Origin of the sequence: Bacillus sp. HSf4 (assembly GCF_029537375.1) — a bacterium.
Classification (GTDB): Bacteria; Bacillota; Bacilli; order Bacillales; family Bacillaceae; genus Bacillus; species Bacillus sonorensis_A.
Genome location: NZ_CP120679.1, coordinates 2,502,983 through 2,527,881 on the forward strand (window position 1 = coordinate 2,502,983; position 24,899 = coordinate 2,527,881).

At 47.6% G+C, this 24,899-nt stretch carries 32 protein-coding genes; 15 read left to right on the forward strand and 17 right to left on the reverse strand.

Annotated elements, in window-relative coordinates; genetic code table 11:
• Positions 1-13: 13 nt before the first annotated feature.
• The gene (locus P3X63_RS12885) at positions 14-1,177 is read right to left on the reverse strand and encodes a TIGR00375 family protein (RefSeq protein WP_277690982.1); all 1,164 of its coding nucleotides are present in this window, start codon (positions 1,175-1,177) and stop codon (positions 14-16) included.
• Entirely contained in the window at positions 1,174-1,731 is a 558-nt protein-coding gene (locus tag P3X63_RS12890) for an NUDIX hydrolase (protein ID WP_026587711.1), read from the reverse strand. The genes P3X63_RS12885 and P3X63_RS12890 overlap by 4 nt, the downstream gene beginning before the upstream one ends.
• Before the next feature lie 77 nt (positions 1,732-1,808).
• Between P3X63_RS12890 and mciZ the strand changes: the two genes are divergently transcribed.
• From mciZ to P3X63_RS12910, 4 genes are all read left to right on the forward strand, one after another.
• Entirely contained in the window at positions 1,809-1,931 is a 123-nt protein-coding gene (gene mciZ, locus P3X63_RS12895; protein ID WP_026587712.1) for a Z-ring formation inhibitor MciZ, read from the forward strand.
• A 79-nt stretch (positions 1,932-2,010) separates the two neighbouring features.
• Positions 2,011-2,619 carry a TetR/AcrR family transcriptional regulator gene (locus tag P3X63_RS12900; RefSeq protein ID WP_277690985.1) on the forward strand — a complete coding sequence of 203 codons (609 nt, stop codon included), beginning with the start codon at positions 2,011-2,013 and terminating at the stop codon, positions 2,617-2,619.
• 7 nt (positions 2,620-2,626) lie between these two features.
• Positions 2,627-2,971, forward strand: coding sequence for a DoxX family protein (locus P3X63_RS12905; RefSeq protein WP_026587714.1), 345 nt, complete (start codon positions 2,627-2,629; stop codon positions 2,969-2,971).
• 58 nt (positions 2,972-3,029) lie between these two features.
• Positions 3,030-3,950: an aldo/keto reductase gene (locus P3X63_RS12910; RefSeq protein WP_077736548.1), complete on the forward strand. Its 921-nt coding sequence runs from the start codon at positions 3,030-3,032 to the stop codon at positions 3,948-3,950.
• A gap of 40 nt (positions 3,951-3,990) precedes the next feature.
• Here P3X63_RS12910 and P3X63_RS12915 read toward each other — a convergent pair whose 3' ends face one another.
• On the reverse strand, positions 3,991-4,221 hold the full coding sequence (locus P3X63_RS12915; protein ID WP_026587716.1) for a YqkE family protein: 231 nt from the start codon (positions 4,219-4,221) through the stop codon (positions 3,991-3,993).
• 158 nt (positions 4,222-4,379) lie between these two features.
• Here P3X63_RS12915 and P3X63_RS12920 point away from each other — a divergent pair, with 158 nt between their 5' ends.
• On the forward strand, positions 4,380-5,309 hold the full coding sequence (locus P3X63_RS12920; protein WP_026587717.1) for an alpha/beta hydrolase: 930 nt from the start codon (positions 4,380-4,382) through the stop codon (positions 5,307-5,309).
• 21 nt (positions 5,310-5,330) lie between these two features.
• Here P3X63_RS12920 and P3X63_RS12925 read toward each other — a convergent pair whose 3' ends face one another.
• The gene (locus P3X63_RS12925) at positions 5,331-5,570 is read right to left on the reverse strand and encodes a YqkC family protein (RefSeq protein WP_026587718.1); all 240 of its coding nucleotides are present in this window, start codon (positions 5,568-5,570) and stop codon (positions 5,331-5,333) included.
• Between the two features lie 13 nt (positions 5,571-5,583).
• Positions 5,584-5,907, reverse strand: coding sequence for an iron-sulfur cluster biosynthesis family protein (locus tag P3X63_RS12930; protein ID WP_026587719.1), 324 nt, complete (start codon positions 5,905-5,907; stop codon positions 5,584-5,586).
• Between the two features lie 111 nt (positions 5,908-6,018).
• Here P3X63_RS12930 and P3X63_RS12935 point away from each other — a divergent pair, with 111 nt between their 5' ends.
• Entirely contained in the window at positions 6,019-6,216 is a 198-nt protein-coding gene (locus P3X63_RS12935; protein WP_277690986.1) for a CDGSH iron-sulfur domain-containing protein, read from the forward strand.
• Between the two features lie 17 nt (positions 6,217-6,233).
• Here the strand turns inward: P3X63_RS12935 and P3X63_RS12940 are convergent, their stop codons facing one another.
• The 3 genes from P3X63_RS12940 to P3X63_RS12950 are packed head-to-tail and all read right to left on the reverse strand — an operon-like array spanning position 6,234 to position 8,037.
• Positions 6,234-7,202 (reverse strand): GNAT family N-acetyltransferase, encoded by a 969-nt coding sequence (locus tag P3X63_RS12940; RefSeq protein ID WP_077736547.1) that lies wholly within the window; start codon positions 7,200-7,202, stop codon positions 6,234-6,236.
• Positions 7,199-7,555, reverse strand: coding sequence for an antibiotic biosynthesis monooxygenase family protein (locus P3X63_RS12945; RefSeq protein ID WP_026587722.1), 357 nt, complete (start codon positions 7,553-7,555; stop codon positions 7,199-7,201). Before P3X63_RS12945 ends, P3X63_RS12940 begins: the two co-directional genes overlap by 4 nt.
• Positions 7,556-7,566: 11 nt before the next feature.
• Positions 7,567-8,037, reverse strand: a complete 471-nt coding sequence (locus P3X63_RS12950; RefSeq protein ID WP_277690987.1) for a GNAT family N-acetyltransferase — start codon at positions 8,035-8,037, stop codon at positions 7,567-7,569.
• A gap of 469 nt (positions 8,038-8,506) precedes the next feature.
• On the opposite strand from P3X63_RS12950, the gene P3X63_RS12955 reads away from it, so the two are divergent.
• Positions 8,507-9,142, forward strand: coding sequence for an esterase/lipase family protein (locus tag P3X63_RS12955; protein ID WP_026587724.1), 636 nt, complete (start codon positions 8,507-8,509; stop codon positions 9,140-9,142).
• Positions 9,143-9,329: 187 nt separating this feature from the next.
• Here the strand turns inward: P3X63_RS12955 and P3X63_RS12960 are convergent, their stop codons facing one another.
• Positions 9,330-9,542, reverse strand: coding sequence for a hypothetical protein (locus P3X63_RS12960; RefSeq protein ID WP_026587725.1), 213 nt, complete (start codon positions 9,540-9,542; stop codon positions 9,330-9,332).
• A gap of 283 nt (positions 9,543-9,825) precedes the next feature.
• Here P3X63_RS12960 and nikA point away from each other — a divergent pair, with 283 nt between their 5' ends.
• From nikA to P3X63_RS12990, 6 genes are read left to right on the forward strand one after another with little or no spacing between them, the layout of a single operon-like run.
• On the forward strand, positions 9,826-11,367 hold the full coding sequence (nikA, locus tag P3X63_RS12965) for a nickel ABC transporter substrate-binding protein (protein ID WP_026587726.1): 1,542 nt from the start codon (positions 9,826-9,828) through the stop codon (positions 11,365-11,367).
• On the forward strand, positions 11,364-12,305 hold the full coding sequence (nikB, locus tag P3X63_RS12970) for a nickel ABC transporter permease (RefSeq protein ID WP_026587727.1): 942 nt from the start codon (positions 11,364-11,366) through the stop codon (positions 12,303-12,305). The genes nikA and nikB overlap by 4 nt, the downstream gene beginning before the upstream one ends.
• Positions 12,302-13,138, forward strand: a complete 837-nt coding sequence (nikC, locus tag P3X63_RS12975) for a nickel transporter permease (RefSeq protein ID WP_026587728.1) — start codon at positions 12,302-12,304, stop codon at positions 13,136-13,138. Before nikB ends, nikC begins: the two co-directional genes overlap by 4 nt.
• A gap of 1 nt (position 13,139) precedes the next feature.
• Positions 13,140-13,982 carry an ABC transporter ATP-binding protein gene (locus tag P3X63_RS12980; RefSeq protein ID WP_277690988.1) on the forward strand — a complete coding sequence of 281 codons (843 nt, stop codon included), beginning with the start codon at positions 13,140-13,142 and terminating at the stop codon, positions 13,980-13,982.
• Complete coding sequence (locus P3X63_RS12985; protein WP_026587730.1) at positions 13,979-14,764, forward strand: ABC transporter ATP-binding protein; 786 nt, start codon at positions 13,979-13,981, stop codon at positions 14,762-14,764. Before P3X63_RS12980 ends, P3X63_RS12985 begins: the two co-directional genes overlap by 4 nt.
• Before the next feature lie 16 nt (positions 14,765-14,780).
• The gene (locus tag P3X63_RS12990) at positions 14,781-16,121 is read left to right on the forward strand and encodes an MATE family efflux transporter (RefSeq protein WP_026587731.1); all 1,341 of its coding nucleotides are present in this window, start codon (positions 14,781-14,783) and stop codon (positions 16,119-16,121) included.
• A gap of 37 nt (positions 16,122-16,158) precedes the next feature.
• Here the strand turns inward: P3X63_RS12990 and P3X63_RS12995 are convergent, their stop codons facing one another.
• The 4 genes from P3X63_RS12995 to P3X63_RS13010 all read right to left on the reverse strand — a co-directional run bounded on the left by P3X63_RS12995 (position 16,159) and on the right by P3X63_RS13010 (position 19,262).
• The gene (locus tag P3X63_RS12995) at positions 16,159-16,797 is read right to left on the reverse strand and encodes a FusB/FusC family EF-G-binding protein (RefSeq protein WP_026587732.1); all 639 of its coding nucleotides are present in this window, start codon (positions 16,795-16,797) and stop codon (positions 16,159-16,161) included.
• 226 nt (positions 16,798-17,023) lie between these two features.
• On the reverse strand, positions 17,024-17,362 hold the full coding sequence (locus tag P3X63_RS13000) for a YolD-like family protein (RefSeq protein WP_026587733.1): 339 nt from the start codon (positions 17,360-17,362) through the stop codon (positions 17,024-17,026).
• Between the two features lie 15 nt (positions 17,363-17,377).
• The gene (locus P3X63_RS13005; RefSeq protein ID WP_026587734.1) at positions 17,378-18,640 is read right to left on the reverse strand and encodes a Y-family DNA polymerase; all 1,263 of its coding nucleotides are present in this window, start codon (positions 18,638-18,640) and stop codon (positions 17,378-17,380) included.
• A gap of 187 nt (positions 18,641-18,827) precedes the next feature.
• Positions 18,828-19,262 carry a DUF6376 family protein gene (locus P3X63_RS13010; RefSeq protein ID WP_077736544.1) on the reverse strand — a complete coding sequence of 145 codons (435 nt, stop codon included), beginning with the start codon at positions 19,260-19,262 and terminating at the stop codon, positions 18,828-18,830.
• Between the two features lie 696 nt (positions 19,263-19,958).
• Between P3X63_RS13010 and P3X63_RS13015 the strand changes: the two genes are divergently transcribed.
• A complete protein-coding gene (locus P3X63_RS13015) occupies positions 19,959-20,168 on the forward strand; it encodes a YqzH family protein (RefSeq protein ID WP_026587735.1) in 210 nt (69 codons plus the stop codon).
• A gap of 124 nt (positions 20,169-20,292) precedes the next feature.
• Positions 20,293-21,534, forward strand: coding sequence for an MDR family MFS transporter (locus P3X63_RS13020; protein ID WP_026587736.1), 1,242 nt, complete (start codon positions 20,293-20,295; stop codon positions 21,532-21,534).
• A gap of 40 nt (positions 21,535-21,574) precedes the next feature.
• Here P3X63_RS13020 and P3X63_RS13025 read toward each other — a convergent pair whose 3' ends face one another.
• The 4 genes from P3X63_RS13025 to P3X63_RS13040 form a co-directional block, all read right to left on the reverse strand.
• Complete coding sequence (locus P3X63_RS13025; RefSeq protein WP_026587737.1) at positions 21,575-21,976, reverse strand: VOC family protein; 402 nt, start codon at positions 21,974-21,976, stop codon at positions 21,575-21,577.
• A gap of 20 nt (positions 21,977-21,996) precedes the next feature.
• Positions 21,997-22,956, reverse strand: a complete 960-nt coding sequence (coaA, locus tag P3X63_RS13030) for a type I pantothenate kinase (RefSeq protein WP_026587738.1) — start codon at positions 22,954-22,956, stop codon at positions 21,997-21,999.
• Between the two features lie 308 nt (positions 22,957-23,264).
• Positions 23,265-24,230 carry an ABC transporter permease gene (locus P3X63_RS13035; RefSeq protein ID WP_277690989.1) on the reverse strand — a complete coding sequence of 322 codons (966 nt, stop codon included), beginning with the start codon at positions 24,228-24,230 and terminating at the stop codon, positions 23,265-23,267.
• Positions 24,208-24,870: an ATP-binding cassette domain-containing protein gene (locus tag P3X63_RS13040; protein WP_026587740.1), complete on the reverse strand. Its 663-nt coding sequence runs from the start codon at positions 24,868-24,870 to the stop codon at positions 24,208-24,210. Before P3X63_RS13040 ends, P3X63_RS13035 begins: the two co-directional genes overlap by 23 nt.
• Positions 24,871-24,899 lie beyond the last annotated feature (29 nt).

Consider the following 24,899-nt stretch of genomic DNA (forward strand, 5'->3'; position numbering starts at 1 on the left):
TTAAGTCTCCTTTTTACATTTGTACTTTTCCGTAGGTCCCTCCGCCTCCCGCTTTTAGCTCAAGCTCACCTTTTCTCGCTTTGATCACAAGCTCGGCCGTTTGCGGACGGAGCATGCCGAAAAGGTCGCTTTCCTCGGCGTAATGAAGAATATTCATTTCCGTTCCGAAGGCCTCTTTCAGCTTCTGAATCGTTTTCGGGCCGATGCCGGGGAGGAGCTGAAGCGGCACCTGGTGCACATAAGGCGGACGCTTGACCGGGCTTGTATGTTGATCGTACAGCTCTTTTAAGCGGGTGCTGACCCCTTTTGTAAACTTTGTGCTGCCGCATGCTGCGCATTCCGTTTCGCCGGCTTCTTTTAGGCGGCTGCATTTCTCACAGGCAGTCTGATAATACTTGCCAAGCTGCGGATTCATTCCGTAGTTAGCCGCGATGCGCCGCCCTTCCTCATTCTTCAAAGCAAGCGAAAATTCTTTAAAGCTCGCCTGCTTCAGCAGCAGCTTATTGTATTCCCTGCCGATTTTTGCGAGAGAATGGGCGTCGGAATTGGTCAAAAAAGCATACCGGTTCAGTTCAGACACATGCGAGGCCATTTCTGTGTCACTGCTCAGTCCGAGTTCGACCGCATCGATCAGCCGCTCATCAAAGACCTCTTTCAGGGAGTACCTGACTCCTTTTCCGTACAGGCTCTTATGCGGCGTGAAAATATGAGCGGGAATAAACAGACCGCCCAGTTCTTTGACCTTCTCCTGAAGGCGGACGCCTGTCTCATAGATGCGCTGTGAGCTGAGATGAATGTTTGTGACCCTTTCGGAGAGCCAGTCGGAAAACTGCTTCATCCTCTCGATCGTCGGCATGAACGCCAAGACGTGAATCGGCCCGCGGCATCTGCCATCATAGATTTCCAATTCAGATCCGCATAACAGCACGGTCTCTTTATATTTGATTCCGCCGTCTTCAAGCTCGGCATAGCGTCCGGACGCCACTCCTTTTTCGATTTCGGCCAGCACCTCAGGCGAATGGCAGTCGATAATGCCGATCAACCCCATTCCTTTATGTTCGCTTGCTTCAATTAAAATCTCGTCAAGCACGAGCGAGCGGGCCGCCGTTATTTTCACCGGCCTTCCTGATTCGGTCTGCCCGATATGGATATGCATGTCCGCAAAGATTTCTTTCATTTTTTTGCTTGCAAGGCTCTCTTAAGCTCAAGATACTGGATGGCATAAGCTGTCTTCGCATCGTAGATGTCCTGGCTTTCCATCATCTTCAGCGCCCCGTCAAGCGGCACCTCCATTACTTCAACAAATTCGTCTTCATCAAGTTCGCGCTTTTCTTCCAGAGGTGTCAGCCCTTCCGCCAAGTACAGATGCACCAGTTCGTCGGCAAACCCCGGAGATGTATAGAAAGCGGTGATTTTTTTGAGCACGGACGCCGTATACCCCGTTTCTTCTTCAAGCTCCCGCATTGCGGTATATTCAGGCTTCTCCCCTTTTTCGAGCTTGCCTGCCGGAATTTCGACAATCGTCCGTTCAAGCGCTTTTCTGTACTGTTTGACGAGGATGATGTTGTCTTCATCGGTCAGTGCCAAGACGGCCACAGCACCGGGATGTTTGACGATTTCGCGCTTGCCTGTTTTGCCGTTCGGCAGTTCGACATCTTCCAGATACAGATCAATTACCTTGCCTGAAAAAAGCTTTTCTTTTGATATTGTTTTCTCCTCTAAGCGTTTCAGTTTGATCATCTCCTAAGTTCTGTTGCTGCTGTTTATCCCATACATTTTATCATACACCACGAAAAGGGGGACGCGCCATGAAGATCTACCGTTTAGCCGACAGAATCGTGATGTCGGGAAAAGCGTGGGAGATCCGCGCCAAGCTGAAAGAATACGGGCGGATGTATGAATATGTGAGAGAATGGATTTCAGATCAATAATTGACAACCTATGATGCGATATGAAATAATACTCGTCAGTAACATTACTGACGAGTATTATTATGTGAGGCGATTCAATGTGGAAAATGAAAAAGGACGAAAAGGAAAGGAAAGCAGACAGCGATTGCTTAAAGTGGCGGCAAATGAATTTGCCAGCCGGGGATTTCACGACACAAAGGTGAGTACAATCGTCAAAAAAGCCGGACTGACCCAGCCCTCCTTCTATCTTTATTTTCAAAGCAAAGATGCCATCTTCAAAGAGTTAATCACCGATTTTCATACGAGTTTAAAAAAGCAGATCGAGTCCTTTCGCTTAGAAAGTGGAATCGAACGAAAAGATGTTGCAAAACGGGTGTTGTCTGCTGTAGAAACCGTTTTTATGTTTCTGGCTGAAGACCCGGATTTAACCCGCATCGGCTTTTTTCTCAATCCGGAAGCCAAACAAATCAAAAGGGATTTGACGGTGGCGCTGAAAGAAAACTTAGAAGCTGAACAGCGGCTCGGCTTTTTTCGCTCCGGGTTGGATATGGAAACCGTTGCGGAATGCCTGATCGGGATGATCGAACACCTGACAGACTTATACTTGCTTACAGGAACAAAAGATCCGGCGGGTCTGGCGGCACACACAGTCGACCTTTTCATACACGGCATGCTGCCGTCTCCTGAACAGCCAGCGGAAACGGAGTGAATCTCAGATGGTATTGCTTTTTTTAAAAATCGGTTTGGCGGCGTTTATGTTGACTGGAGGCGTCATCAAGGTTTTACACGTTCCATTCCAAGTGGAACATTGGCGCCATTATCAATACCCGTTATGGTTTCTTTCAATGACAGGGGGTCTTGAAATCGTTGGGGCGCTCGGCATGGCATGGGGAGTGTGGAATCCGTATTCGGCTCTTTCTTCAGGGGTGTTGTTCTCCATTCTCATGATCGGAGCCATCCATGCTCACATATTCCGGGCCCGCCAATCTTTTTTAATGGCCATTCCCGCGGCAGTCTGTTTCATTTGCTCTCTGGCCATCGTGATAATGGAGCTGATTTAGTTGAAAACTTCGCTTCTTTGTATTACGTTCAAAGTAGCAGAAAAGGAGAGTGAAGCATATGGAAAAACGAACGCTTGGACGATCTGAATTAAAGGTGAGTGAAGTCGGCCTCGGCTGTATGTCCCTCGGAACAGACAAACAGCGTGCACGGTCCATCTTGGATGAAGCATTGGAGCTTGGCATCAATTATGTCGATACTGCCGATCTGTACGACTTTGGATTAAATGAAGAAATGGTCGGTGATGCAATCAAGGCGAGGCGCCATGACGTCATCCTCGCCACCAAAGCGGGAAACCGCTGGGAGGAAGGAAAACCGGGCTGGTTTTGGGACCCGAGCAAAGCGTACATAAAAGAAGCTGTCAAACGGAGCTTGAAGCGCCTGCAAACGGATTACATCGATCTCTATCAGCTTCATGGCGGAACGATTGAAGACAATATCGACGAAACGATCGAAGCGTTTGAAGAATTAAAGCAGGAAGGCGTCATCCGCTATTACGGAATTTCTTCGATCCGTCCGAATGTCATCAAAGAATACGTCAAAAAATCGAATATCATCACTGTTATGATGCAGTACAGCTTGCTCGACCGCCGGCCTGAGGAATGGCTGTCCTTCCTGGAAGAACACGGAATCAGCGTCATCGCAAGAGGACCGCTTGCAAAAGGTCTCCTCACCGAAAGACCTATTTCCCAGGCAAACGCCAATATCAAGAAAAGCGGTTATTTATCTTATTCTTATGGCGAGCTGATCAAGACAAAAGCTGATATTGAGAAAACGGCGCCGGATCTGACCGCAACCGAAACCGCCATGAAATACGTTCTCGCCCAGCCTGCTGTTGGCGCGGTCATCCCGGGGGCAAGCAAAATCCCGCAGCTTCGGGAAAACGTCAAATCTGTCGGCGGACGCCGTCTGACAGACCAGGAAATCAAAGCGCTGCGCTTTTATACGAAGCGCGGCGTGTATACCGCCCACCGCGGCTAGAAAACATGACAAAGCACCGTCTCACACAGACGGTGCTTTGTTATTTATACTGTCTCCAGTCGAGCCCGCTTTCATTGAGCAGTTCTTCAAAGGTTTTATTTTTTTCCTTTTCTTTTCTCTGTTTGATGAGACGCTCTTTCTCGCGCTCTTTTCTTTTTTCGTCTTCTTCTTTTAATTCGTTTTTCATTTGCTGAAGCTGCTGTTTTAGATCGTCGGCGAGCGCATCTTTCAGCTGCTGTTCATGTCGCGGCTCCTGTTTTTTCTTTGCCATGCGATTCCCTCCTCCTCCTTCGTTTGTGATGATAGTTTATCAGGAGCAGCCCATTTTCCACAAGCGGAAGGTCGTGAGGTTTTTTTACATATTTTCACGTTTTGATATGCTAAGATAGACTGCAGAAGCTTTATTTTACAGAAAGGAAGAAACAGCTGATGTACATTTTGTTTGCCGTGCTTGGGGCGGCGCTCCTGCTTCTCTTCACACTGGGCATCTATTTTACGAACCAAATCATGTATATTAAAACACGGACAAATCAATTCATTCTCGAACGGGAAACGGCGGACGGCCATTATGCGGAGGAAGAGTTTGAGGCCCTGCCCAAGGAAAGCATCACCCTGCGCTCTATTTACGGCTATGATATTAAAGGATACTATGTCCACCCCAACAAGACGAAAAACACCGTCATCATCTGCCACGGGGTCACCATGAATTTGCTGAATTCTATTAAATATATGAATTTGTTTTTGGAGCTCGGCTGGAATGCCGTCATCTATGACCATCGCAGACACGGGATGAGCGGCGGAAAAACGACAAGCTACGGCTACTATGAAAAACATGACTTGAAAACGGTGGTCGACTGGCTGAGAAAACGGAACGGGAATGATGCGCTCATCGGCATCCATGGCGAATCAATGGGCGCCGTGACGACGCTACTATATGCCGGCATGGCCGATGACGCTGCCGATTTTTATATCGCCGACTGCCCGTTCGCTACTTTTGAAGAGCAGCTGATCTACCGTCTGAAGGAGGATTTCCGCCTGCCCGGCACGCCGATTCTCCCGCTTGCCAACCTTTTTTTGAAATGGCGGGACGGCTACCGGATCCGCGATGTTGCGCCTCTTTCGGTCATCGATCAAATTCATAAGCCGGTGCTGTTCATCCACAGCAAAGATGACGACTACATCCCGGCGGAATCAAGCGAGACGCTCTACGAGAAAAAAACCGGGGAGAAACAGCTGTACATCGCCGAAAAAGGAGCGCACGCGATGAGCTACACGCAAAACCGGAACAGCTACAAAAAAGCGGTTCGGGAATTTCTCCAGAACGTCACAGGCATGAACAAAGAAAGCGAACGGGCATAAAGACCCATTCGCTTTTTTGCATTACAGGATATCTGTAATGTCTTTCATATTCTCGCCGATCCAGGCAATGGCCGACTCAATCGTATCGAATTCCTTTGTTTCAAAGGTCATTTCATCCTGAAGGAGCCAAACATCCTTTTGGACGGATTCTGTTCCGCCGATTGACCAATGGAGAAGGCTGTATGGATGATTTTGATGTAAAAACGATACCCATGTTTTGTTTTGAGCGGTTTGTTTTAACGATTTCACCTTTTGATTCAAAAAAAACGCCACCCTATTTCACTAAAATACTCATTCTCGGAGAAAGCACCTGGGCCGGACTTTTCAGCATCAGCGCCCCCGCTTTCTCATAATAGTCGATCGTCATCGCTTCATCAAAAAAGACTTTTTGCGATGATTGGATATAAACGGGAATCCCGTTTGTTTTTAACGGCTCACATGTTCCCGACAACTCGTCTGTCAGCCAAAGGACGGGAACGCCGCTGACCGCGCATCCGCAGCCTTCTGAATCATAGCGGAGCTGGATTTTTTTATCCGGGTAGGCCGCTTTCGCTTGTTGAATGGCTTGTTTGGCCTGTTCGGTGATTTCAAGCTGCATCATATCATATCCTTTTGTTTTATTTTACCGACATTGTACCACATGATCAGGCCAAAGCGCATGGTTTCCGGGCTTCAGACATACATATGGAAGAGGATCGGAGGTGGAGAGATGTCAAAAAAAGCGCAGATTAAAGTGACGGATCACGGCGGATTCAGAGTGACGGGAGAAGTTGAACTGATCGACATGGAAGGAAATCCATTTCCTAAAAAAGCGGCTTTTTCCCTGTGCAGATGTGGAAAATCGCTGAAAATGCCATATTGTGACGGAAGCCATAAAGGCACGTTCGACTCTTGTGTCAGAGCCTGAAGCCGGAAGGGGCGTCACTAGTCCCTTTCGGCTTTGCCCCACCCTTTAGCCAGACGCTCCGTCTCTTTGATCCAGCCGGCTTTGCCGTTGACATAGCAATTGATTTGCCGCGGAAACCTCTTCGCCAGCCTTTTTTTCAATTCTGCGTACTCTTCCGCCCGCTCCGGATGGGCGATTAAATAATCCCTAAACAATAGATGCCGCCTGATATCAGGATGCCCGCTTTCATAAATGTGCACGTGGTGTGTCCGGTTTCGCCCGCCTTTTTGAAAATATCTTCTTCCTGGAATACCGTTTTCACCTTTCGCTTCATAGCCGAGCAACTCCATCCCTTTTTCAAAGCGGGCGCAAGATCCGATATCCTTCACTTCGAGCAAAATATCAATGACCGGTTTGGCGCTCATGCCCGGAATCGACGTGCTGCCGATATGATGGGTGTGAACAATTTCATCACGGTAAAGCGCTTCAAGCTGTCGCTTTTCTTTGATAAATTCATGCTTCCACTCTTTGTGGTAAGGCACGACTTCAACCTTTCTCGGCGCATGCAGAAAAAACTTTGAAAGAACAACCCCTTTTTCAGGCTCAAACTGCTCCATCTCAGTAAACCCCAGCTTTTGATACAGCGCTTTTGCCGGTTCATTGCGCGCTCCTGTGGTCACCTCGAACACCTCTGCTTCATCTTCCATCAGGACATAGTGAAGCAGCGCCAAGGCGATCCCTTTTCGAACATGAGCTGGATGAACGGCCAGCCTGCAAATGACAAGCTTTCCAGCCGCTAATGTGTATGAAGCTATTCCTGTCAAGACTCCGCCTTCAAACGAGCCGATAAATGTTTCATCTGTGTTGCTGATGTCAGAGACCGTTTCATACAGCTGCGGAATCCCGTCAAATTGAATGATCTCCGCTTCTTTTTGATAGGCCGGGATTTGAACATTTAAAATGAAGCGGGCGGTATCAGGATCTTTTTGATTGAGCAATTGAATCATCGCGATTCCTCTCTATCGACACCCTCAGCTTCCGAAAAACGTGCGCTTTCCACCTTCGCTACGCGCACCGCAAAGTCAGCATACCATTCTTTTCGTCCCCTTTCCTTCGCGTGCAAGTGTTCTGTGTGATACTTCCAGCCGTCAATGGCTTCAAGGCTTTCCCAATAGGAAACCGTTATCCCGTTGCCGTTTTTGTCCTTCACACTTTCCGCTCCCAAGAAACCGGGCTGGGCTTCGGCGAGCTTTACCATGTGTGCGGCCGTCTTTTCGTAGCCGTTATCCCCATCTGTTCTGACGGATGTGAAAATCACCGCGTAATACGGCGGCTCAGGTGTTTTTGAAATCATGTTCATCCTCCTTTTGTTCACAGCTCTTTTACAAACAGAACACGATCTTGATTCGGTCCGTCATAATTTGAAAACACATGGATGCCGTCCGATATTTTATCTCCTTTTTCGATTGAAAATCCCATTTTCCGGTGATAAGCGATGGACACTTTGTTGACAGGCGAAGTGATGCAACGGACTGTCTTGCACCCCGCCTCCTTCGCTTTCCGGTAAAAGGCTTCATAAAGTTTTTTGCCGACTTGGATTTTTCTGTAATCCGGATGAACACCGACAAAATGAATATACGATTCTTCCGGATTAGTCTGTGATAAAAAGCCGATCAGAAAGCCGATCAAATCTCCGCCTTTCTCAGCTATAAAACTCGTATGTTGAAAATGGTCGAAAAATAATCTCGGCAGTTTATCCTGCATGTTCCTTCCGCCCCACCAATCGTTAATGACCGGTGCAACCTTTTCATAATCTGCAGCTTCGGCATGGCGAATCAGCACTGTTCAACTCCCCCTTGTCACCTGAATGTTTCACTCGGACTTCTACCGGTACTCGTTCCTTGTTGCCTCCGCAATCAGCTTGTCATGATAATCGGCATCCCTTTTGCCGCGGGTGGAAAGGATTGCGAGCACAATCGGGTCACCTTGCACCCTTGCGGATCACCCCTTTATCAATAGATATTATGTTCTATTATAACGTTTTTTTCTTCCGCTCCGCCATTTTAATACGTCAGCAGATTAATAGGATAAAGCTCTTAGTTCTTATTCAACAGAACAAACATTTCCGCTCCCCTCTGGGAAAGCTCCTCTCTCCTTGTCCTAAAGAGGTCAGCAGGAAGCGGCGGGAAAGTAGTGTTTCATATACTGCTCTTTTTTCGGGTGGAAAAATAGATAGATGTACACTTCTTTGTCATATGTTCGTTTTATAGAATTGTCGTTGTGAATTTACTATTATTGAGGAGGAGAGACAATGCGTCGTCATTCATTTTTATCCATTCTATTGATTTGCATGCTGTCTGTTGTTTCCGTATTTTCGCTAAGGACTCCAACAGCTTCCGCCGCTTCCCACAATCCCGTTGTCATGGTTCACGGCATCGGCGGAGCCGATTATAATTTCATCGGCATCAAATCGTATTTGCAATCTAACGGGTGGTCAAGCAATCAGCTTTATGCCGTCAACTTTTTCGATAAAACCGGAAACAACCTCAACAACGGGCCGAAACTATCTGAATACGTCAAACAGGTCTTAAATAAGACGGGAGCGGAGAAAGTCGACATCGTCGCCCACAGTATGGGCGGGGCCAACACCCTCTATTACATTAAAAACCTGGACGGCGGAGATAAAATAGAAAATGTCGTCACGATCGGAGGAGCGAACCGGTTGGTCACAAACAAAGCGCTGCCGGGAACCGATCCTGATCAAAAGATTTTGTACACATCCATTTACAGCACGAGCGATCTCATCGTCTTAAACAGCCTTTCTAAATTGGAAGGGGCCAAAAATATCCAGATCTCGGGCGTAAGCCATGTCGGTCTGCTGTTCAGCAGCAAAGTGAACGCCCTCATCAAAGAGGGTCTGACAGGCGGAGGCCAAAATACCAATTAATGTGAAAAACCTTGGAGAGACAAGCCTCTTCAAGGTTTCACTTTTAGAAAGCACCATGTACGGTTTAAACTTTTCATCCGCGCAAAGCCCCTCTCTTTTTGTCCACCTGACGTGAAATAAAAAGGACTCTAAATAAACGCACCCTGTGATCGTTCATTCAGTGTCCGCGGAAGCCCACCGGTATGTTTTATTCTACAATGATTTCAAAGACTCTTTGTTCAAGGTTGTATTTAGCATCCTGGAAGGAAAATTTATAATCATCCGTTTCAGCATCAGGTGAAAGCCAAGCTCCGTATTTTCTGATTGTCTGGACGATATCTTCAATTTCAGCGGGAGTGAATTCTCCGATGTCCGTGCCTTCATTTTCGGCAGTATGGCGTATTTTAACTGTAATCCGCATCACTATGGCTCCTTTCACTTGCTGTTTCAACATCTTATTAACAGCATATTTTTTTTCTCTGAAAATCGTGCCATTAACTCTTTCGTTTCACATTATTCGGGCTTTCTTTTTTACAGACCTTTTTTTAGGGAAAAGCCGGCCTGTCCGACGATAAAATTGTGATCATGCAGAAGCCCCGCTAAAATCCAAATTGCCGGGGCAAAAATTCCTGTTTACAAAGGAGAAAATATCCCCTATGATAATGAAGATAAATCGTAACTATTACTTTTTGGAGGTGTAACATATGAATTACATAGCAAAGCGCTTCATCATGCCGATTGTTTCCCTTTTCCTGCTCGCTTCCTGCTCTCTCGGAGGCGCTGATTCAACCGCTGAAAACCAGGAAGGTGATGCGAAGAAACTCACCTTTCTTTTCAATATTCCGAGTCAAACCCTTGATCCGAATTTGGATGTCAATTATACCGCCGTCCGTGCAGGTGTCAGCGAAACGCTTGTCAAAATCAGTTCCGAGTTAACCATCGAGCCGTGGCTGGCAAAGGATTGGAAAAGCAAAGACGGGCAGACGTGGATTTTCACTCTTAAAGGCAATCTGACGTTTCAAAACGGCAAAAAAGCGGATGCAAATGCGGTAAAAGCGTCTTTGGAACGAACGATACGCGACAGCGAAGCCATGAAGAACGCTTTAAAGATCAAAGACATGAAAGCGGATGGACAAACATTGACCATTACAACGCAAGAGCCTTTTCCCGAATTCCCTTCAGAATTGGTTCATCCGAATACATCGATCATCGACGTCAGTGCGGGCGATATCGCTCAAAAACCGGTCGGAACAGGGCCTTTCCAAGTTTCCTCCTTTGAGGCCGGCCATAAGATTGAACTTGAACGATATGACGATTATTGGGACGGAAAACCAAAGCTGAAGCACGTCACATTCGCGTTTAATGAAGACGCAAACGCCCGCGTCATGGCTCTTCAGTCAAAAGATGCCGACATTATTTACAGGCCGAGTATTGAGAATATTGAACATATTCAAAAGGATTCATCAATTATTGTTGATTCGGTGCCGAGCCTGCGTGTTCACCAGATTCTCTACAATACAAAGAAGGAGGAGCTCGCCGATCGTCACCTGCGCCGAGCCTTTGATGCATTATTGGACCGCAAAGAAATCGCAGAAAGCATTTTAAACGGACATGCCCAGCCTGCGGACGGCCCTTTTTTGGCCGACTTCCCGTTTGCCTCTGGCAAGGTTCAGAAGCCAAGCGGACTGAAAGCTGCAAAAGCGGAACTGAAAAAAGCGGGCTACCAGCTTGAAAACGGCAAAGCCGTGAAGGATGGAAAAGCCTTATCTTTTACACTGCTAACCTATCAGTCTCGTCCGGAATTGCCTTTAATCGCGCAAATACTTGAGTCAAATGCGAAGGAACTGGGTATTTCGATTAAGATTCAGCAGGTGGAAAATATCGACGAGTATTTGGCGAAAAACAAGGATTGGGATTTGGCGACATACAGCTCGATGACCGCGCCTAGAGGCGACGCCGGCTATTTGCTGAACACCGCCTATATACCGAATGGCGCTTTAAACTACAGCGGGATCGAAAATCAAACCTTGATCAAATGGATTGAGGAATTCAACCGTACCATTGAGGAACAAAAGCGGAACCGCCTCGCCAAAAAAGCGGCTGAATTGATCGAGAAGGAGACGCTGAACTCTTTCCTCGTCACTCCGCAAAACATCACAGCCTATCAAAAGGATGTATTAAACTGGAAAACCAGCCAAAGTGAATATTATATGCTGACGAAGGATTTGGATGTGAAAACGAAATGAAGCAGATTGCCAAGCGGCTGTTTGAACTGATCCTGTTCTTATTCATGCTTTCATTTATCAGCTTTGTCTTTATGAAAGCAGCTCCCGGCGATCCGGTGAAACAGATGCTTCGCGTGGATGACGTGGCAGTGACAAATGAGCAGATAGAGGAATTCAGAGAAGAACTCGGATTGAACAAACCGGTCTATATTCAATATTGGAACTGGTTTAAGCGTTTTTTCCAATTTGATTTAGGACATTCCTATACGACCCGCCAGCCCGTCATCGACGAGCTCGGCCAAAAGTTCCCGGCGACATTGCTTTTGACCGGTACATCTCTTCTCATCATGCTGCTGATTTCCGTGCCGGTCGGAACGCTTTCCGCTTTATACCGGGATCGATGGGTCGATCATCTCGGCCGCTTGCTCGCTTTAGTCGGAGCCGCACTCCCCAGCTTTTGGCTCGGATTGATTTTGATTGATCTTTTTTCAGTGAGGCTGAATTGGCTGCCGTCGATGGGGGCCGGAACGTTCAAACATCTGATTCTCCCCTCTCTCACGCTTGGAATCGCAATGTCGGGCGTTTATGTCCGGCTTGTGCGGTCAAGCTTAATTGAAAGCCTTGGACAGGATTTCATCAGGTCGGCAAGGGCACGCGGCATCAGTGAAGCGAGAATTTTCTTCTTTCATGCGTTTCGCCACTGCCTGATCCCTGTGATTACGATATTCGGGACGAGCCTTGGCAGCCTGCTCGGCGGAACGGTGATTATTGAAGTCCTTTTCGCCTTTCCCGGCGTCGGCAAGCTTGTCGTTGATGCCATCATTCAGCGCGATTACCCGATCATCCAGGGCTATATTCTTTTCATGGGAATCACAGTCGTTCTGATCAATCTTTTGGTTGACCTCTCCTATCGGTACCTCAATCCGGAAATTCGCTTAAAGGAGGCTGGACGCCGATGAGAAAAAACGTCAAACACGTATTCCGCTCAAAAACAAGACTGCCAGAACTTATACTGCTGCTGTTTTTTGCCGCACTGTTTACAGCCCCCTTCTTTTTGCCGTTCGATCCGCTCCGCACCGATATGGCAAACCGGCTCCAGCCGATCAGTATTCAGCATTGGCTCGGGACCGATCATTTGGGAAGGGACTTATTTTCCCGGATGATCGCCGGTGCGAAAGCGACGGTCGGCACCGCCTTGGCCGCGATTCTGATCTCCGTTTTCATAGGTGTTCCCGCCGGACTCGCCTCCGGCTTTTTCGGCGGACGGCTGGACCGGATTATTATGAGAATCGTTGACGCTGTTATGGCATTTCCCGAGTATATTGTCGCGATTGTCTTAAGCGGTTTGCTTGGCCCGGGCCTGATGAACTTAATATTGGCCGTCGTCGCTGTCAAATGGGTCGGCTATGCGAGGCTGGTCCGCAGCACGGTTTTTGCGGAAAAACAAAAAGACTATATCGCTTTGGCCGAGCTCACGGGCTTACGGTCCGGAGCGATTTTAAAAAAACACCTGCTGCCCCACGTTCTCGGGAATGTTTCTGTGCTTGCCACCCTTGACATTGGAAAAACGGTGTTAATGATTGCCGCCCTGTCCTATATCGGACTGGGTGCCCAGCCTCCATACCCGGAATGGGGCGCCATGCTGAACGACGGAAAAAACTACTTTTTGCATGCGCCACAGCTCATGATGATCCCCGGCTTTGCGATCATGCTCATCGTCCTCTTGTCAAACCTGTACGGCGATCGCTTAAGAGACCGGTTTGATGTCAAAAACAACAAAGGAGTTTCTTAATATGCCGATTTTATCCATTGAGAGCTTATCGATCAGCTCTCGGCAGCAAACCATTGTCAAAAACGTTTCTTTTTCGATTGGCGAAGGGGAATGGCTCGCGCTGCTCGGGGAAAGCGGCAGCGGAAAAAGCCTGACCGCGTCAGCCATCACCGGGCTGCTTCCGGACGGATTAACGGCGTCCGGCGGAGATGTGCGATTCATGGGGCATCATATGCTTCAGGCCGGCCGCAAAGCGCTCCAGCGCATGCGCGGAAAAGAGATCGCCTGCATTTTTCAGGATTCTCACGGGGCATTCACCCCTTTTATAAGAGTCGGAAGACAAATTGATGAAATGGTCAAAACACATACGAATTGGCCGAAGAAAAAGCGAAAAGAAGCGATTCTCCGCTCTTTTCAAGATGTCTCTCTTCCGGAAAACAGAGTATATGAAAGCTACCCGTTTCAATTGAGCGGCGGACAGCTGCAAAGGGCTGCGATCGCTCAAGCGATGGTGCTCCGGCCGAAGCTTTTAATCGCCGACGAACCGACGACGGCTTTGGACAGCATCACGGCGGCGGACGTTTTAAAGCAGTTGGCCGTACTGCGCGCTAAAACAAACTGTGCGATCCTTTTTATCACCCATGACTTGAGGCTTGTCAAAAAATATGCCGACAAGGCGGCCGTCATGCAAAACGGGGAAATTGTTGAAACCGGCTTAACCGCCGACTTCATCAACCATCCAAAACACGAATACACGAAGCGTCTATTCGCGGCCGTTCCGCCGCTTGAAAACCCTCCGCTCAGGCTGATGGCACAGCCTGCAGAAAAGAAAACGGCGCTTTCGGGAACAGGAGGTGCTTCATGACCCATCCAGAGGAGACCATCCTTCGTGTCAGCAATCTGACAAAACATTATGCTTGCGGCCACAAAGCGGTTGACAGCGTATCATTTTCCATTCGAAAGGGTGAATGTCTCGGGCTTGCCGGTGAAAGCGGCAGCGGGAAAAGCACCCTCGCCCGCTGCCTCCTGCTGCTGGAACAAATCGATCAGGGAGAGATTTGGCTTCATCAACATCGCTTGAGGAGCATAAACAAAAAAGAAGTACGCAGACAGCGCCGGAAGCTTCAGGCTGTTTTCCAACATCCAGCCGCATCATTAAATCCAAAGCTGAACATCATCGATTCATTAATGGAGCCGTTGGATGTTTCCAAACAAGACATACCGCCATTTTTAGAGGATTGCAGAGGCAGCCGCCGGCTGGCCGCTGAACGGCTGTTTTCCATGGTCGGTCTAAAGCCGCCCCTTCTTGACCGCTATCCCCATGAATTAAGCGGTGGACAGCTGCAGCGGGTTATGATCGCCAGAGCCATCAGCACCCAGCCTTCTTTCATCATCTTTGATGAGCCTACGGCAAGCCTTGATGTCACGAGTCAGGCGAAAATCCTGAACCTTCTCAAAGATTTGCAGGACGAGATGGGGCTTTCCTATTTGTTTATTTCCCATGATCTTGCGGCTGTCCACTTCATGAGCCATCGCATCATGGTGATGAAAGACGGGCAGATTGCCGATCAATTTGCAAAAGAAGAGCTGTTTTCCACAGGAAGGCACCCTTATACAAAAAAGCTGCTTCAGGTGTTTCAATCTTAAGGGGGGTTACAAAAAAATGAATCACAGGCATTATCTTGCGGTGGCCGTTCCGCTGATCATTTCAACGATCACCACTCCGCTGCTCGGAGCGGTTGATACGGCGGTGGCCGGACAGCTTTCTTCCCCTGCTTACATCGGCGGCGTTGCGGTTGGAACGATGATCTTTAATACGATGTATTGGCTCCTTGGTTTTTTAAGGGTGAGCACATCGGGATTCGCCGCTCAGTCGCTCGGCGCCCAAAACAGGTCGGAGAGCGTGCTGGCTCTCGCCCGGCCCGTTTGCATTGCGTTTTTTGCCGGACTGATGTTCATCCTTTTGCAAAAACCCCTTGAATATACGGCGCTGATCATGATCCAGCCGGATCAGCACACGGCGGAATTTGCCTCGCAATATTTTTCGCTCAGGATTTGGGGAGCTCCTTTTGCTTTAATGAGCTATTGCATTCTCGGCTGGCTGATGGGAATGTCCCTCATCAAAGTGACATTGCTTCTGCAAGTGTCGATGAATATCTTAAATATCGCCCTTGATATCGTCTTTGTTTATGTCTTTCATATGGAAGTGAACGGCATCGCGGCAGCCACCCTGATTTCAGAATTGACGGGCTGCCTGATCGGCTGCTGGCTTGTGAAAAGAAATGCCGCCATCTCGTTTAAACTTCCGCCTGTCAAGCTGTTGTTCGACCCAAAACCGTTTAAAAAAATGATGATCGTCAACCGTGATTTATTAATCAGAACATTGTGCCTGCTGACGGTTTTCAATTTATTTACGGCTAAAGGGGCTGATTTCGGAGCTGAAATTTTGGCCGCAAATGCGATCTTGATCCAAATTCATTACATGATGGCTTACGTTTTTGACGGGTTCGCCAATGCATCAAGCATTTTTACAGGCAAAGCCGTCGGGAGAATGGATCGGGAGCTCTATGCCCGCACGCTTTCCCTTTCGACCCAGTGGGCGCTTATCTCTGCAGTGCTGCTTTCGGCCGGCTATTTTCTCTTGAAAGATGCAATCATTCCTTTATTTACACCGCTTGAAAGCGTCCTGGAAGCGGCGAAAACATATGATGTTTGGATTGTTCTCTTTCCTTTGGCCGCAAGTTTTGGACTGATTTTTTACGGGATCTTCATCGGAGCCACTGAAATCGGCCCGGTTAGAAATTCGATTGCTTTGGCCGCTCTTGTCTTTTTAGCCGCCTTTTTCACCGCTGTGCCCGTTTTCGGAAACCATGGGCTGTGGCTCTCCTTTCTTTTATTCAGCTTCGGCCGTTCCTTATTTTTATGCATGGCTGTGCCTGGACTGACCGGACGGATTTTCGGAAAACGGGAGCTGCATGAGATGAAGGCTGAAGCCGAATCATAAAGAACCCGGCTCGGGAGCCCGAGCCGGGTTTTTCAGGTCAATATTTCGTTAATTGCATGACGAAATCGTTCAAATGATCTAGTGTCATGATATTTTGGTTGCATGTTTCACTGTCATAGCAAATGTAATTGCCCCTGTCCGTATAGGTTTCTTTGCCGCTTTTCACCCTGGACATGAACAGTCCGATCTCTTCGGCCCTGTTGCATATCGAACAGATTCCTTTTTTATTGCTGGGTCTGATCGTTCCGTATATTCCCGTCAGCTTTCCGCCGATATCCACAATCATATATTTTCTGCCCGAGCCTGCATCATTCCATCCTAAATAGGAATATCTCCTGAAATCCATCTGCTCAAATTCGGGAGTTTTTAACTTTTTCACCTTAGAAAACAGCTTTTTGACCTTTGCTGCCGTTACCTGCTGAAACGGGATCACAAGGTCCTCTAACTCGGCTAAAAAGCGCGCGGCTCCGCTGTTGTCTTCGACTTCAACCATTTTGCTCAGCAAAGCCTTTTGGTCATTGCTGAGATCAGGAAACAGATCTAAGACTTGATGGAAAGCATTGGATTTCAAAGCGTCAAGCACGTTTCCATCCTTGACGTTCGCATGCCCCTGGACAAGGCTGTCCGTTTGAAATTGAATAAAATGATATTGATCATTTCTGATAAAAGGTTCCATATTCGCTGTATTTACATTCTTCACTTGTGCCAGCTCCTTATTTATATATTTTAAAAATAAGGTGCAAAGCCGTATGATCAGAAATGATACCTTACAATCAGGCGATTCGTTTAGAGCTCCACCTCATGCAAAGTATCGCCTTTCAAGATAACAGGCTTTGCATGAGACGCTGCAGTTGGCAAATGAATGTCATTTACCATTTTACCACCTCCGAATGATGAATCTATTATACATGATCATCGTATTCAATCTCAATAATATCATCGAGCTTTAATCTGTGGTGTTGATCTGTACAGCTCATGATGCGGAGCTCCCGCTTCAGGGCGTCAACATAGTGAACGCGGCCGGCCAGCTTTTTCATTTCCCCTTGTTGGTAATAAGTAAATTGCAAAGGCCTGTTTTCTTCCATCGCTTCACAAATCCGTTCATTCAATTCTTCATATTTTTGTTCATCTAAAACCGGTTTTTCATGTTTATGAAGGCTCTCATGATACTCCCTAAGCAATTCCACGTGTTCCGGCAGCATCATCGAGACCCATTTGATGCTGCCTCTGTCTTTTAGCATCACACGTTCTCCTTTCTATGCCTGATGTCCGCCGACAAGCTTTGACCGCAGACGGGCGGTCCCGGCGTTTGTATAAGAAGCGGCGCGCAAAAGCGCTGTTGAACCGTACCGTTCCCTGATGCCGTCCATCACATAGCCGAGCATCCGCTTTTTTTCCTGATCGGGATGGAAAAGGTCGAGCTGCATATAGATGTCATCCTCGATATTGGAAAGGGAAACGGAAATTTTCCGAACCGTTTTTCCTTCATAAAAGCGGTCAAACAAGGCAAGGCATGTGTGATAAAGGTCCAGTGTAATATTTGAAGGACGCTCCATCGTTTTCGAACGGTAAAACCCGCCGCCAAGCTCATCGCGGCTGTATTCGATTCCGAGGCTGACGGTCCGTCCCGCCTGCCGGTGGGCGCGCGCCCTTTTGGCCACCTCTTCGCACATTTCAAGGATGACATGTTGGACTTCAGCCGGGTCCGGATAATCGCGAAGCAGAATCTGGCTCTTCCCATAGCTGACCTGTCCGGCCATGATCGGCGCTCCGAGCGCTGAAAGGTCAATGCCCCATGCATGATAGTACAGCTGGTTTCCCATCACACCGAATGTTTTCTCAAGGCGCTTGAGATCATATTGCGCCAGCTGGCCAACCGTAAAAATCCCCATCCTGTTCAGCCTTCTTTCCAGCCTGGAGCCGATTCCCCACATTCGCCGCAGCGGAGACAGCGGCCAAAGCTTCGTTTTCACATCTTCATAACCCCAAACGGCCACACCGTCCGGCGCCCTTTTCGCTTCAAGATCAAGGCACAGCTTAGCCATCAGCATATTGGGCCCAATTCCGACGGTACACGGCAGACCAAATTCCCTTGCCATGTCGTCCTGTATTTTCATGGCGATCGTCCGCGCGTCTCCCCACATGCTCTCGACGCCGTCCACCTGAATAAAGCTTTCATCAATGCTGTACGTGTGAATGGCGTCATGCGGAACATAGCGGCCAAACAGCCGGGTGAGCTCTGTGGAAACGCGGACAAATACCGCCATCTTTGGATTGACGAGCTGAATGCGCGGATCGTCCGGAATCTGATACACCCTTGTCCCTGTTTGAACACCGAACTCTCTTTTCAGAGCCGGAGAAGCCGCCAAGACGACGCTCCCCTGCCGCTCCGTATTCCCGACAACCGCCAGCAGGCAAGTCATCGGATCAAGTCCGAGCAAGACGGCGGCACAGCTTGCATAAAAACTCCGCATATCAACACACAAAATCGAGCGCGCCGGATATTGACTGTAATCCATCATCTTCACCTTCCAAAAGAACTGATGTTCGCACAATTAGTGTATGAATACTATACTGCGAATATACGTTCGATTTCCAGGTGTAAATTTACCCAATGAAAATATTCCCTTTGAGTCTTTCATTTTCCGTTAACTGAAACCGGGTTTTTGAGTAATAAAAAAAGCATCCCAAACCGGGATACTTTTTCTATTCGGTCAATTTTTCAATCTGGCCCATCACATCGCTGATCTGCTGAGCGCTTTGCACCAGCTCTGACTGCTCCAGCTTCTCAACTGTTAATTTTCCTTCCTCAACACTTTTCAAAACATCCTCAGCGCTTTTTTGCAGTGTTTCATTATGCTTCTCAATCGTCTTATGAATCTCGGCTGCGGCATCGGGAGGGGTTAATTCATTAAAATCGGCTGCAGCCTGCCGAACAGACTCAAGCTGCGTTTCCAGCTTTTCTCTTGCATGCGTGTCGTTTACAGCCTGTTCAGCTAAGGAAGGTGCCTCCTCCGCAAATGTTTTCACTTTTTGAATATAGCCGGCCGCTTCATTTGTATAGTTCAATCCGTCAAGCATTCCGCATCCGCCCGCACCTAAAAGGCCGATTCCGGCAAGAACTGTAAGAATTCTTTTCATTGTTTACCTCCTCACCGTTTCTTCTTGATTTTTTCTTTCACAATCGAAATTCATTTTTCTTTCGCTAAAGGCAGACCTTTCTTCACCAGTTCACGCTTCAGCCATTTCCTAAGCTTGGACACAGTCAGTCTCCTTTCCCTTTTGATAAAAATGAAAAAACTCCACCGATTTGGTGAAGTTGATAAACAAAAAGACCTTCACCAAATCAGATTTGGCAAAGGTCTCGCTAACAATTAGATTGCCAGCAAAGCCGAGGATTTAAGACATCCCGTAATGACGACTTTACTGTGACAGCTACTCCCCTTTGGAGTATTCATTTTTATTACTTTGATTTTAAAGCACAAAGCCTATCCAGTCAAATTCCTGCTAATCGGCTTATGAAAGAAATCGCTCTTTCCGCAAAAAAACCTTCTTTGGAAAGAAGGCGGTCTGGCTCACTCCCTGTGAAAAATATGATTGCCGTGTTGTCGAAACATAAAGCTTGAGCCCTGACAAGTTCGGGGATGGTCTATCTATGGGCCTGCTTTCCTACAAGCCGGAATGTTGCCGTATTCCCGGTTCTTTTTCATTTTGCGGTTTTATGCCCTCATTATACTCTACGAAAAAAAGAAAACAATTCAAAACAGGCTAAGCCGCTTGAGAACAGTGTTTTTTCTTAGTAAGATAAAAGAAGAAACGCCTAAAAGGAGAAGGCAAATGGATGAGAAACTGATTGAAAAAATGCTGGGACAGGCTCTGCGGCAGTATGGGCGAAATGTAGCAACCGATCCGCTCAGCCCCCATGAAAAGCAAATCCTGAAGCTGGCGCTGAAGGAAAGGCGGATCGAGGAGCCTGACGAGGGGCTGCATGCGCATATTGAAGACGTCATTTATGATTATGTGACAAACCAGGGCATGTTTTCCTAAACGTGACAGGCTTTAGGCTTCCTAGAAGGAGGCTTTTTTCTTTCCCACATTATAGAAAAACCTCTATTCAGCACCATCTGTTTCATGTATGATAGTACAATAAAACATGTCTGGAGAGTTCATCATGAAACAGAAATGGCAAAGTATCCACCCGCTCAGCTGGACCATTATTGTCGGAACGATTTTCGGACGGATGGGCACGACAATGAGCATTCCTTTTTTAGCGATTTACTTGACACAGGTAAAAGGCGCTTCAGCGTCTTTTGCCGGAGCCGTGATAGCGGTAAGCTCCCTGATCGGGATTGCGGCGAGCTTTTATGGAGGATATTTGTCAGACCGGTTCGGCCGGAAAAAGATCATGCTGCTGTCGATTTTCGGCTGGGTGCTCGTATTTGCCGGCTTTGCCCTCGCTGATCACGTATGGACCTTCTTTTTGATGAATGCCTTAAACGGATTGTGCCGCGCCCTGTTTGAGCCGACTTCAAGAGCGCTGCTTTCGGATGTATCCAAACCTGAGACGCGCCTCTTTGTCTTCAACCTCAGATATGCGGCGATCAACCTCGGCGTTGTCTTCGGGCCGCTTTTGGGCCTCTACCTCGGCTCTTCGAAAACGACGCTGCCGTTTTTTATCGCCGCTTTTATTTATTTGCTTTACGGAGCGGGCCTGGTGATTCAATTTAAAAACCACGACGTCCCGGCGATGGAGACGAACAAGCGCATCAAAGTAAAGGATGCCTTGCAGGTGACAAGAACGGACCGGGTGTTTACGATCACACTGATCGGCTCGATTCTTTGTTTGTTCGGCTACTCCCAGTTTTCATCAACGCTGGCGCAGTATATGTCGGCAAGCCCTTTCATCGAAGACGGAACGAAGATATTCGGGATCATGCTGACGTTAAATGCTGCGACCGTGCTGATCGTACAGTACCCGATCGTACAAATCGCAAAACGGTTTTCGCCGATTTTGTCGCTCATCACAGGCAATGTTTTGGTCAGCATGAGTCTGTTCAGCCTTTCATTTTTCCATGACCTCTTGTCGATCACCTTCATTGTCATATTGTTTACAATAGGAGAAGTGCTGTTATTTTCGATGATGGATATATTGGTTGACCAAATTGCACGCCCTGAACTGAAGGGGACCTACTTCGGAGCGATGGGCTTCACCCAGCTGGGAAGCGTCATCGGCCCGTGGGCAGGCGGAATACTGCTGGATACGTTCGGAGCGGGAAAGCCTTTTTTCACCTTTTCGATCCTGGCCCTCGCCACCCTTTGCGGCTCACCTTTCCTCTTTGCGGCTTTCCGCAGAGTCAGAATGGTGGAAGCTGCAAAAGTGAACATCCATGCAAAGAAAACATTGCAGCATTAAAAAAAGCGCCTGGCCATCTTCCAAAGGCCGGCGCTTTTGATTATACAGTCTGACGAAAATCGGCCGGCGCCACGAGTTCAACTTTGATGCGGTCGGGATCTTCCGCATACAGCGCATAATGCCCGTCCCCGCCGGCGAACGGATGTCTGTCTTCATAGAGCAGCCGATAGCCGCGTTCCATCAGCTGCTCTGTCATATCATCGACCTGGGCTTTTGAATCCGCCTGAAAGGCAAGATGATTTAAGCCGACCCGGCGTCTGTGATAGCCCGCTTCTATAAATCTCTCTTCGGCCTGAACCAAAACGATGTAAGCCCGTTCCTTCTTCCAGCTGATGCCACCCTCCCAGCGCTGGTAAGCCTCATAGCCGAGCTCCTGTAAAAACCATCCCCAAAAACGCTTTGACCTGTCTAAATTGGAAACATACAGTTCGATATGATGAATCACAGCTTTTCCTCCCCGCTTTACACCCGTCTGACCAAAATCTTTTCGACCTTGTGGCCTTCCCCTTTTTTCAAAATTAAATCCGACCGGAATTTTGTCGGCAAAATGTTTTCATACAGGTTGGGGCGGTTGACCGTCTCCCATATCGATTTCGCCATCGCATCCGCTTCGGGATCTGTGAGATCTTTAAATTTATGAAAATAAGAAGTCGGATCTTGAAAAGCCGTCTCCCTGAGCATCCGGAACCGCTCGAGATACCATTTGATAATGAGAGCTTCCTCTGCATCCACATAAATTGAAAAATCAAAGAAATCAGATACGAAAACCCGCGGCTTTGTCCGATCATCTTCAATCGTCGGTGTTTGCAGCACATTGACGCCTTCAATAATGACAATATCCGCCTCCTCCACCGTTTCATAAACGCCTTCCATTCTGTCGTATGTTAAATGGGAGTAGACGGGTGCTTTGACGCTTTTCTTCCCTGATTTTAAATCGTTTAAAAATTCAAGCAGCGCCTTTACATCATAGCTTTCCGGAAATCCTTTTCTTGACATCATCTGTTTTTCTGAAAGAACCGCATTTGGATACAAAAACCCGTCCGTTGTAATCAGGCTGACCTTCAGACGCTCCCGCAAGCGGGAAAGCGCGGTTTGAATGATTCTGGCCGTCGTGCTTTTCCCGACCGCCACGCTTCCGGCAATCCCGATGATAAACGGAATTTTGGCTGCATGGGGGTAATTCAGAAAACCGTTCACACGGGAGTTCCGTTCATATTGAGAAGTCCGGTGCAAGTAAAGAAGCCTTGCCAGCGGAACATAAATCGTCTCAACCTCCTCCAAAGACAGATAATCATTTAAACCTTCAAGCTCTTTCGCCTCCTCTTCGGTCATCTCTACCGACATATGTCCGCCCAGATGCGCCCAGGCGTCCCGGGTATGACTCGTATATAACGTTTGCAAATTCAAATCTTGGTTTGCCATATTTCTCACCTGTCCCTCTGTTCATACGCTGTATGACTAGATATCTGATCCAAACCGCTTTTTCTATTATATAGAATTTTTAGAATATTTACGAGGGATCAGGATCGAGAAATGCTTATATCAGAAAACTGTTTTGATTTCCGTTTTAAATCAAACGGCTTCGTCAAGGTGCCCCCTGGCAGGCTCACCACGGAATGCTGAATTCGCCGGATGGGAGATCCTCAATATCCGCTTGGCTTTCTGCCGAATCCTTCTGTTTTGACAATAAAAAAAGAGCGCAGGTTCGCACTCTAAAAACAGCCGGGCATTCACACGACATATTTGCTTTGTCTGTGCGCCGCGTAATAAGCGGCGGCCGACAGCAGGCCGATGGCGGCGGCCAGAATCAGGATGATCGGAAAGATCTCTACCTTAACCGGTGTAAACAGCTTAAAATGGCCGTTGAAATTGAAAACCGCATGCCCGAGATTGGACAAAAGGTTTTTCAAATCAAATTTGCCCAGTACCGGAACCAGCAGGCTGTAGATGATATAAAGCAGAGCAGGCGCCGCAAAACTCCTCAACAGAATGCCCAAATAAAACCCGATCGTTGTGAAAATAAAGCTGACTGCCGCTATGACAATAAATTGAAGCAGGATATTGCTTTTTGACACCTCCGGTATTGTGAACTGGTCGACCGGAATCGTCCGCGCTGCCTGGGAATAAAGAATAAGGCTCGACACATATGCCGCACATAAAACGGCGGACATTCCGACAAGCATCACCATATAGACCGAGCACTGTTTGGCCAGCAAAACCGACTTCCAATCATGTCTGACCGCCTTGATTTTCACCGTCTTAAATCGCATGTCATAGGAAGAAATATAAATGGCGTAAAGCGTAAAGGCGAGCGGAAACAAAATAAACCCCATCCACTCCATCGTGGTGACGACCGCTTGTTTCGGCTGGAGATTGTGAAGCGACAGCACGAAATTCTCATAGTCATATCTTAAAATATTTTCAACGATCTCCCCGTCGCCGTCCTTGCTTTTGAGCTCCCCTTCCTTCACCTTGACTGGCGAGTCAAGCGCCTTTTGAATATCGATACCGAGCTGTTTGTATTCAGCTTCGGTTTTCAAAAACAGCCGGTAGCTGCCTTCTGTATTCTGATACTGAAAGTATATGTACCCGGATGAAATCAGCAACAGAGGAATGATCAAAAGCAAGAGCGTTTTTGAATAGTATTGATAGGCAAGCTCGTTCTTCAGGATTTTATAAATATTCTTTATAGACATCGCCCAAATCTGCCCCATTCGCTTTAAAATTTTCCACATGAACAGCCGAACCGTCTTTCAGCACGAACAATTGATCAACGATCGAAGAGTAAAATTCGAATTGGTGACCCGCAGCCACAATCGTCATTTCGCTTGACCAGTCATTGATCATCTCCTGAAGCTCTATCATTGAACGATAGTCAAATCCGTTTGATATCTCATCCAAAAACAAGTACGCCGGTTTGTTTAAGGCGGCGATCGTTAAAGCGAGCTTTTTTCTTTGCCCGTAGGAATAGGTTTTGACTTTCTTTTTCAAGAGCGAGTGATCGAGAAATGTTTGCGACGTCTGTTCGAGCTCTTCTTTTTTAACGGGTTTGTTTAATAAGATTTTGATGTTTTGATAGCCTGTGAGATTGAAATAAAACGGGGAATCATCATAAATGACATGCACCCGGTCTCTGACGGCTTCAAGGGGTTCGCCGTCATAGCGAATGCCGCCTTCGTAGTGTTCCAGCTTAAGCAGGCATTTCAAGAGCGTCGTTTTTCCGGCGCCGTTTTCCCCCATCAGGAAGCTGACTTTATTTTTTTCAATATTCATATTGAGACGGTTGAAGACCGTCTGATTTCCATACATTTTTGTCAAATGATTGATGTTAATCAATGGAAAAATCCTTTCTTAGGCGAGGATGG

Coding starts and splice junctions, on each gene's coding strand:
- P3X63_RS13000 (WP_026587733.1), bottom strand. CDS start 17,362: ATGCTAAAAGACAGAGGCAGCATCAAATGGGTCTCGATGATGCTGCCG.
- nikA (WP_026587726.1), top strand. CDS start 9,826: ATGAATTACATAGCAAAGCGCTTCATCATGCCGATTGTTTCCCTTTTC.
- P3X63_RS12885 (WP_277690982.1), bottom strand. CDS start 1,177: ATGAAAGAAATCTTTGCGGACATGCATATCCATATCGGGCAGACCGAA.
- P3X63_RS12935 (WP_277690986.1), top strand. CDS start 6,019: ATGTCAAAAAAAGCGCAGATTAAAGTGACGGATCACGGCGGATTCAGA.
- P3X63_RS12985 (WP_026587730.1), top strand. CDS start 13,979: ATGACCCATCCAGAGGAGACCATCCTTCGTGTCAGCAATCTGACAAAA.
- P3X63_RS13035 (WP_277690989.1), bottom strand. CDS start 24,230: ATGTCTATAAAGAATATTTATAAAATCCTGAAGAACGAGCTTGCCTAT.
- P3X63_RS12915 (WP_026587716.1), bottom strand. CDS start 4,221: ATGGCAAAGAAAAAACAGGAGCCGCGACATGAACAGCAGCTGAAAGAT.
- coaA (WP_026587738.1), bottom strand. CDS start 22,956: ATGGCAAACCAAGATTTGAATTTGCAAACGTTATATACGAGTCATACC.
- P3X63_RS12930 (WP_026587719.1), bottom strand. CDS start 5,907: ATGCAGCTTGAAATCACCGAACAGGCCAAACAAGCCATTCAACAAGCG.
- P3X63_RS13015 (WP_026587735.1), top strand. CDS start 19,959: ATGGATGAGAAACTGATTGAAAAAATGCTGGGACAGGCTCTGCGGCAG.
- nikC (WP_026587728.1), top strand. CDS start 12,302: ATGAGAAAAAACGTCAAACACGTATTCCGCTCAAAAACAAGACTGCCA.
- mciZ (WP_026587712.1), top strand. CDS start 1,809: ATGAAGATCTACCGTTTAGCCGACAGAATCGTGATGTCGGGAAAAGCG.
- P3X63_RS12905 (WP_026587714.1), top strand. CDS start 2,627: ATGGTATTGCTTTTTTTAAAAATCGGTTTGGCGGCGTTTATGTTGACT.
- P3X63_RS12980 (WP_277690988.1), top strand. CDS start 13,140: ATGCCGATTTTATCCATTGAGAGCTTATCGATCAGCTCTCGGCAGCAA.
- P3X63_RS12945 (WP_026587722.1), bottom strand. CDS start 7,555: ATGAACATGATTTCAAAAACACCTGAGCCGCCGTATTACGCGGTGATT.
- P3X63_RS13010 (WP_077736544.1), bottom strand. CDS start 19,262: ATGAAAAGAATTCTTACAGTTCTTGCCGGAATCGGCCTTTTAGGTGCG.
- P3X63_RS12960 (WP_026587725.1), bottom strand. CDS start 9,542: ATGCGGATTACAGTTAAAATACGCCATACTGCCGAAAATGAAGGCACG.
- P3X63_RS12940 (WP_077736547.1), bottom strand. CDS start 7,202: ATGATTCAATTGCTCAATCAAAAAGATCCTGATACCGCCCGCTTCATT.
- P3X63_RS12910 (WP_077736548.1), top strand. CDS start 3,030: ATGGAAAAACGAACGCTTGGACGATCTGAATTAAAGGTGAGTGAAGTC.
- P3X63_RS12990 (WP_026587731.1), top strand. CDS start 14,781: ATGAATCACAGGCATTATCTTGCGGTGGCCGTTCCGCTGATCATTTCA.
- nikB (WP_026587727.1), top strand. CDS start 11,364: ATGAAGCAGATTGCCAAGCGGCTGTTTGAACTGATCCTGTTCTTATTC.
- P3X63_RS12955 (WP_026587724.1), top strand. CDS start 8,507: ATGCGTCGTCATTCATTTTTATCCATTCTATTGATTTGCATGCTGTCT.
- P3X63_RS13005 (WP_026587734.1), bottom strand. CDS start 18,640: ATGGATTACAGTCAATATCCGGCGCGCTCGATTTTGTGTGTTGATATG.
- P3X63_RS13020 (WP_026587736.1), top strand. CDS start 20,293: ATGAAACAGAAATGGCAAAGTATCCACCCGCTCAGCTGGACCATTATT.
- P3X63_RS12995 (WP_026587732.1), bottom strand. CDS start 16,797: ATGGAACCTTTTATCAGAAATGATCAATATCATTTTATTCAATTTCAA.
- P3X63_RS12920 (WP_026587717.1), top strand. CDS start 4,380: ATGTACATTTTGTTTGCCGTGCTTGGGGCGGCGCTCCTGCTTCTCTTC.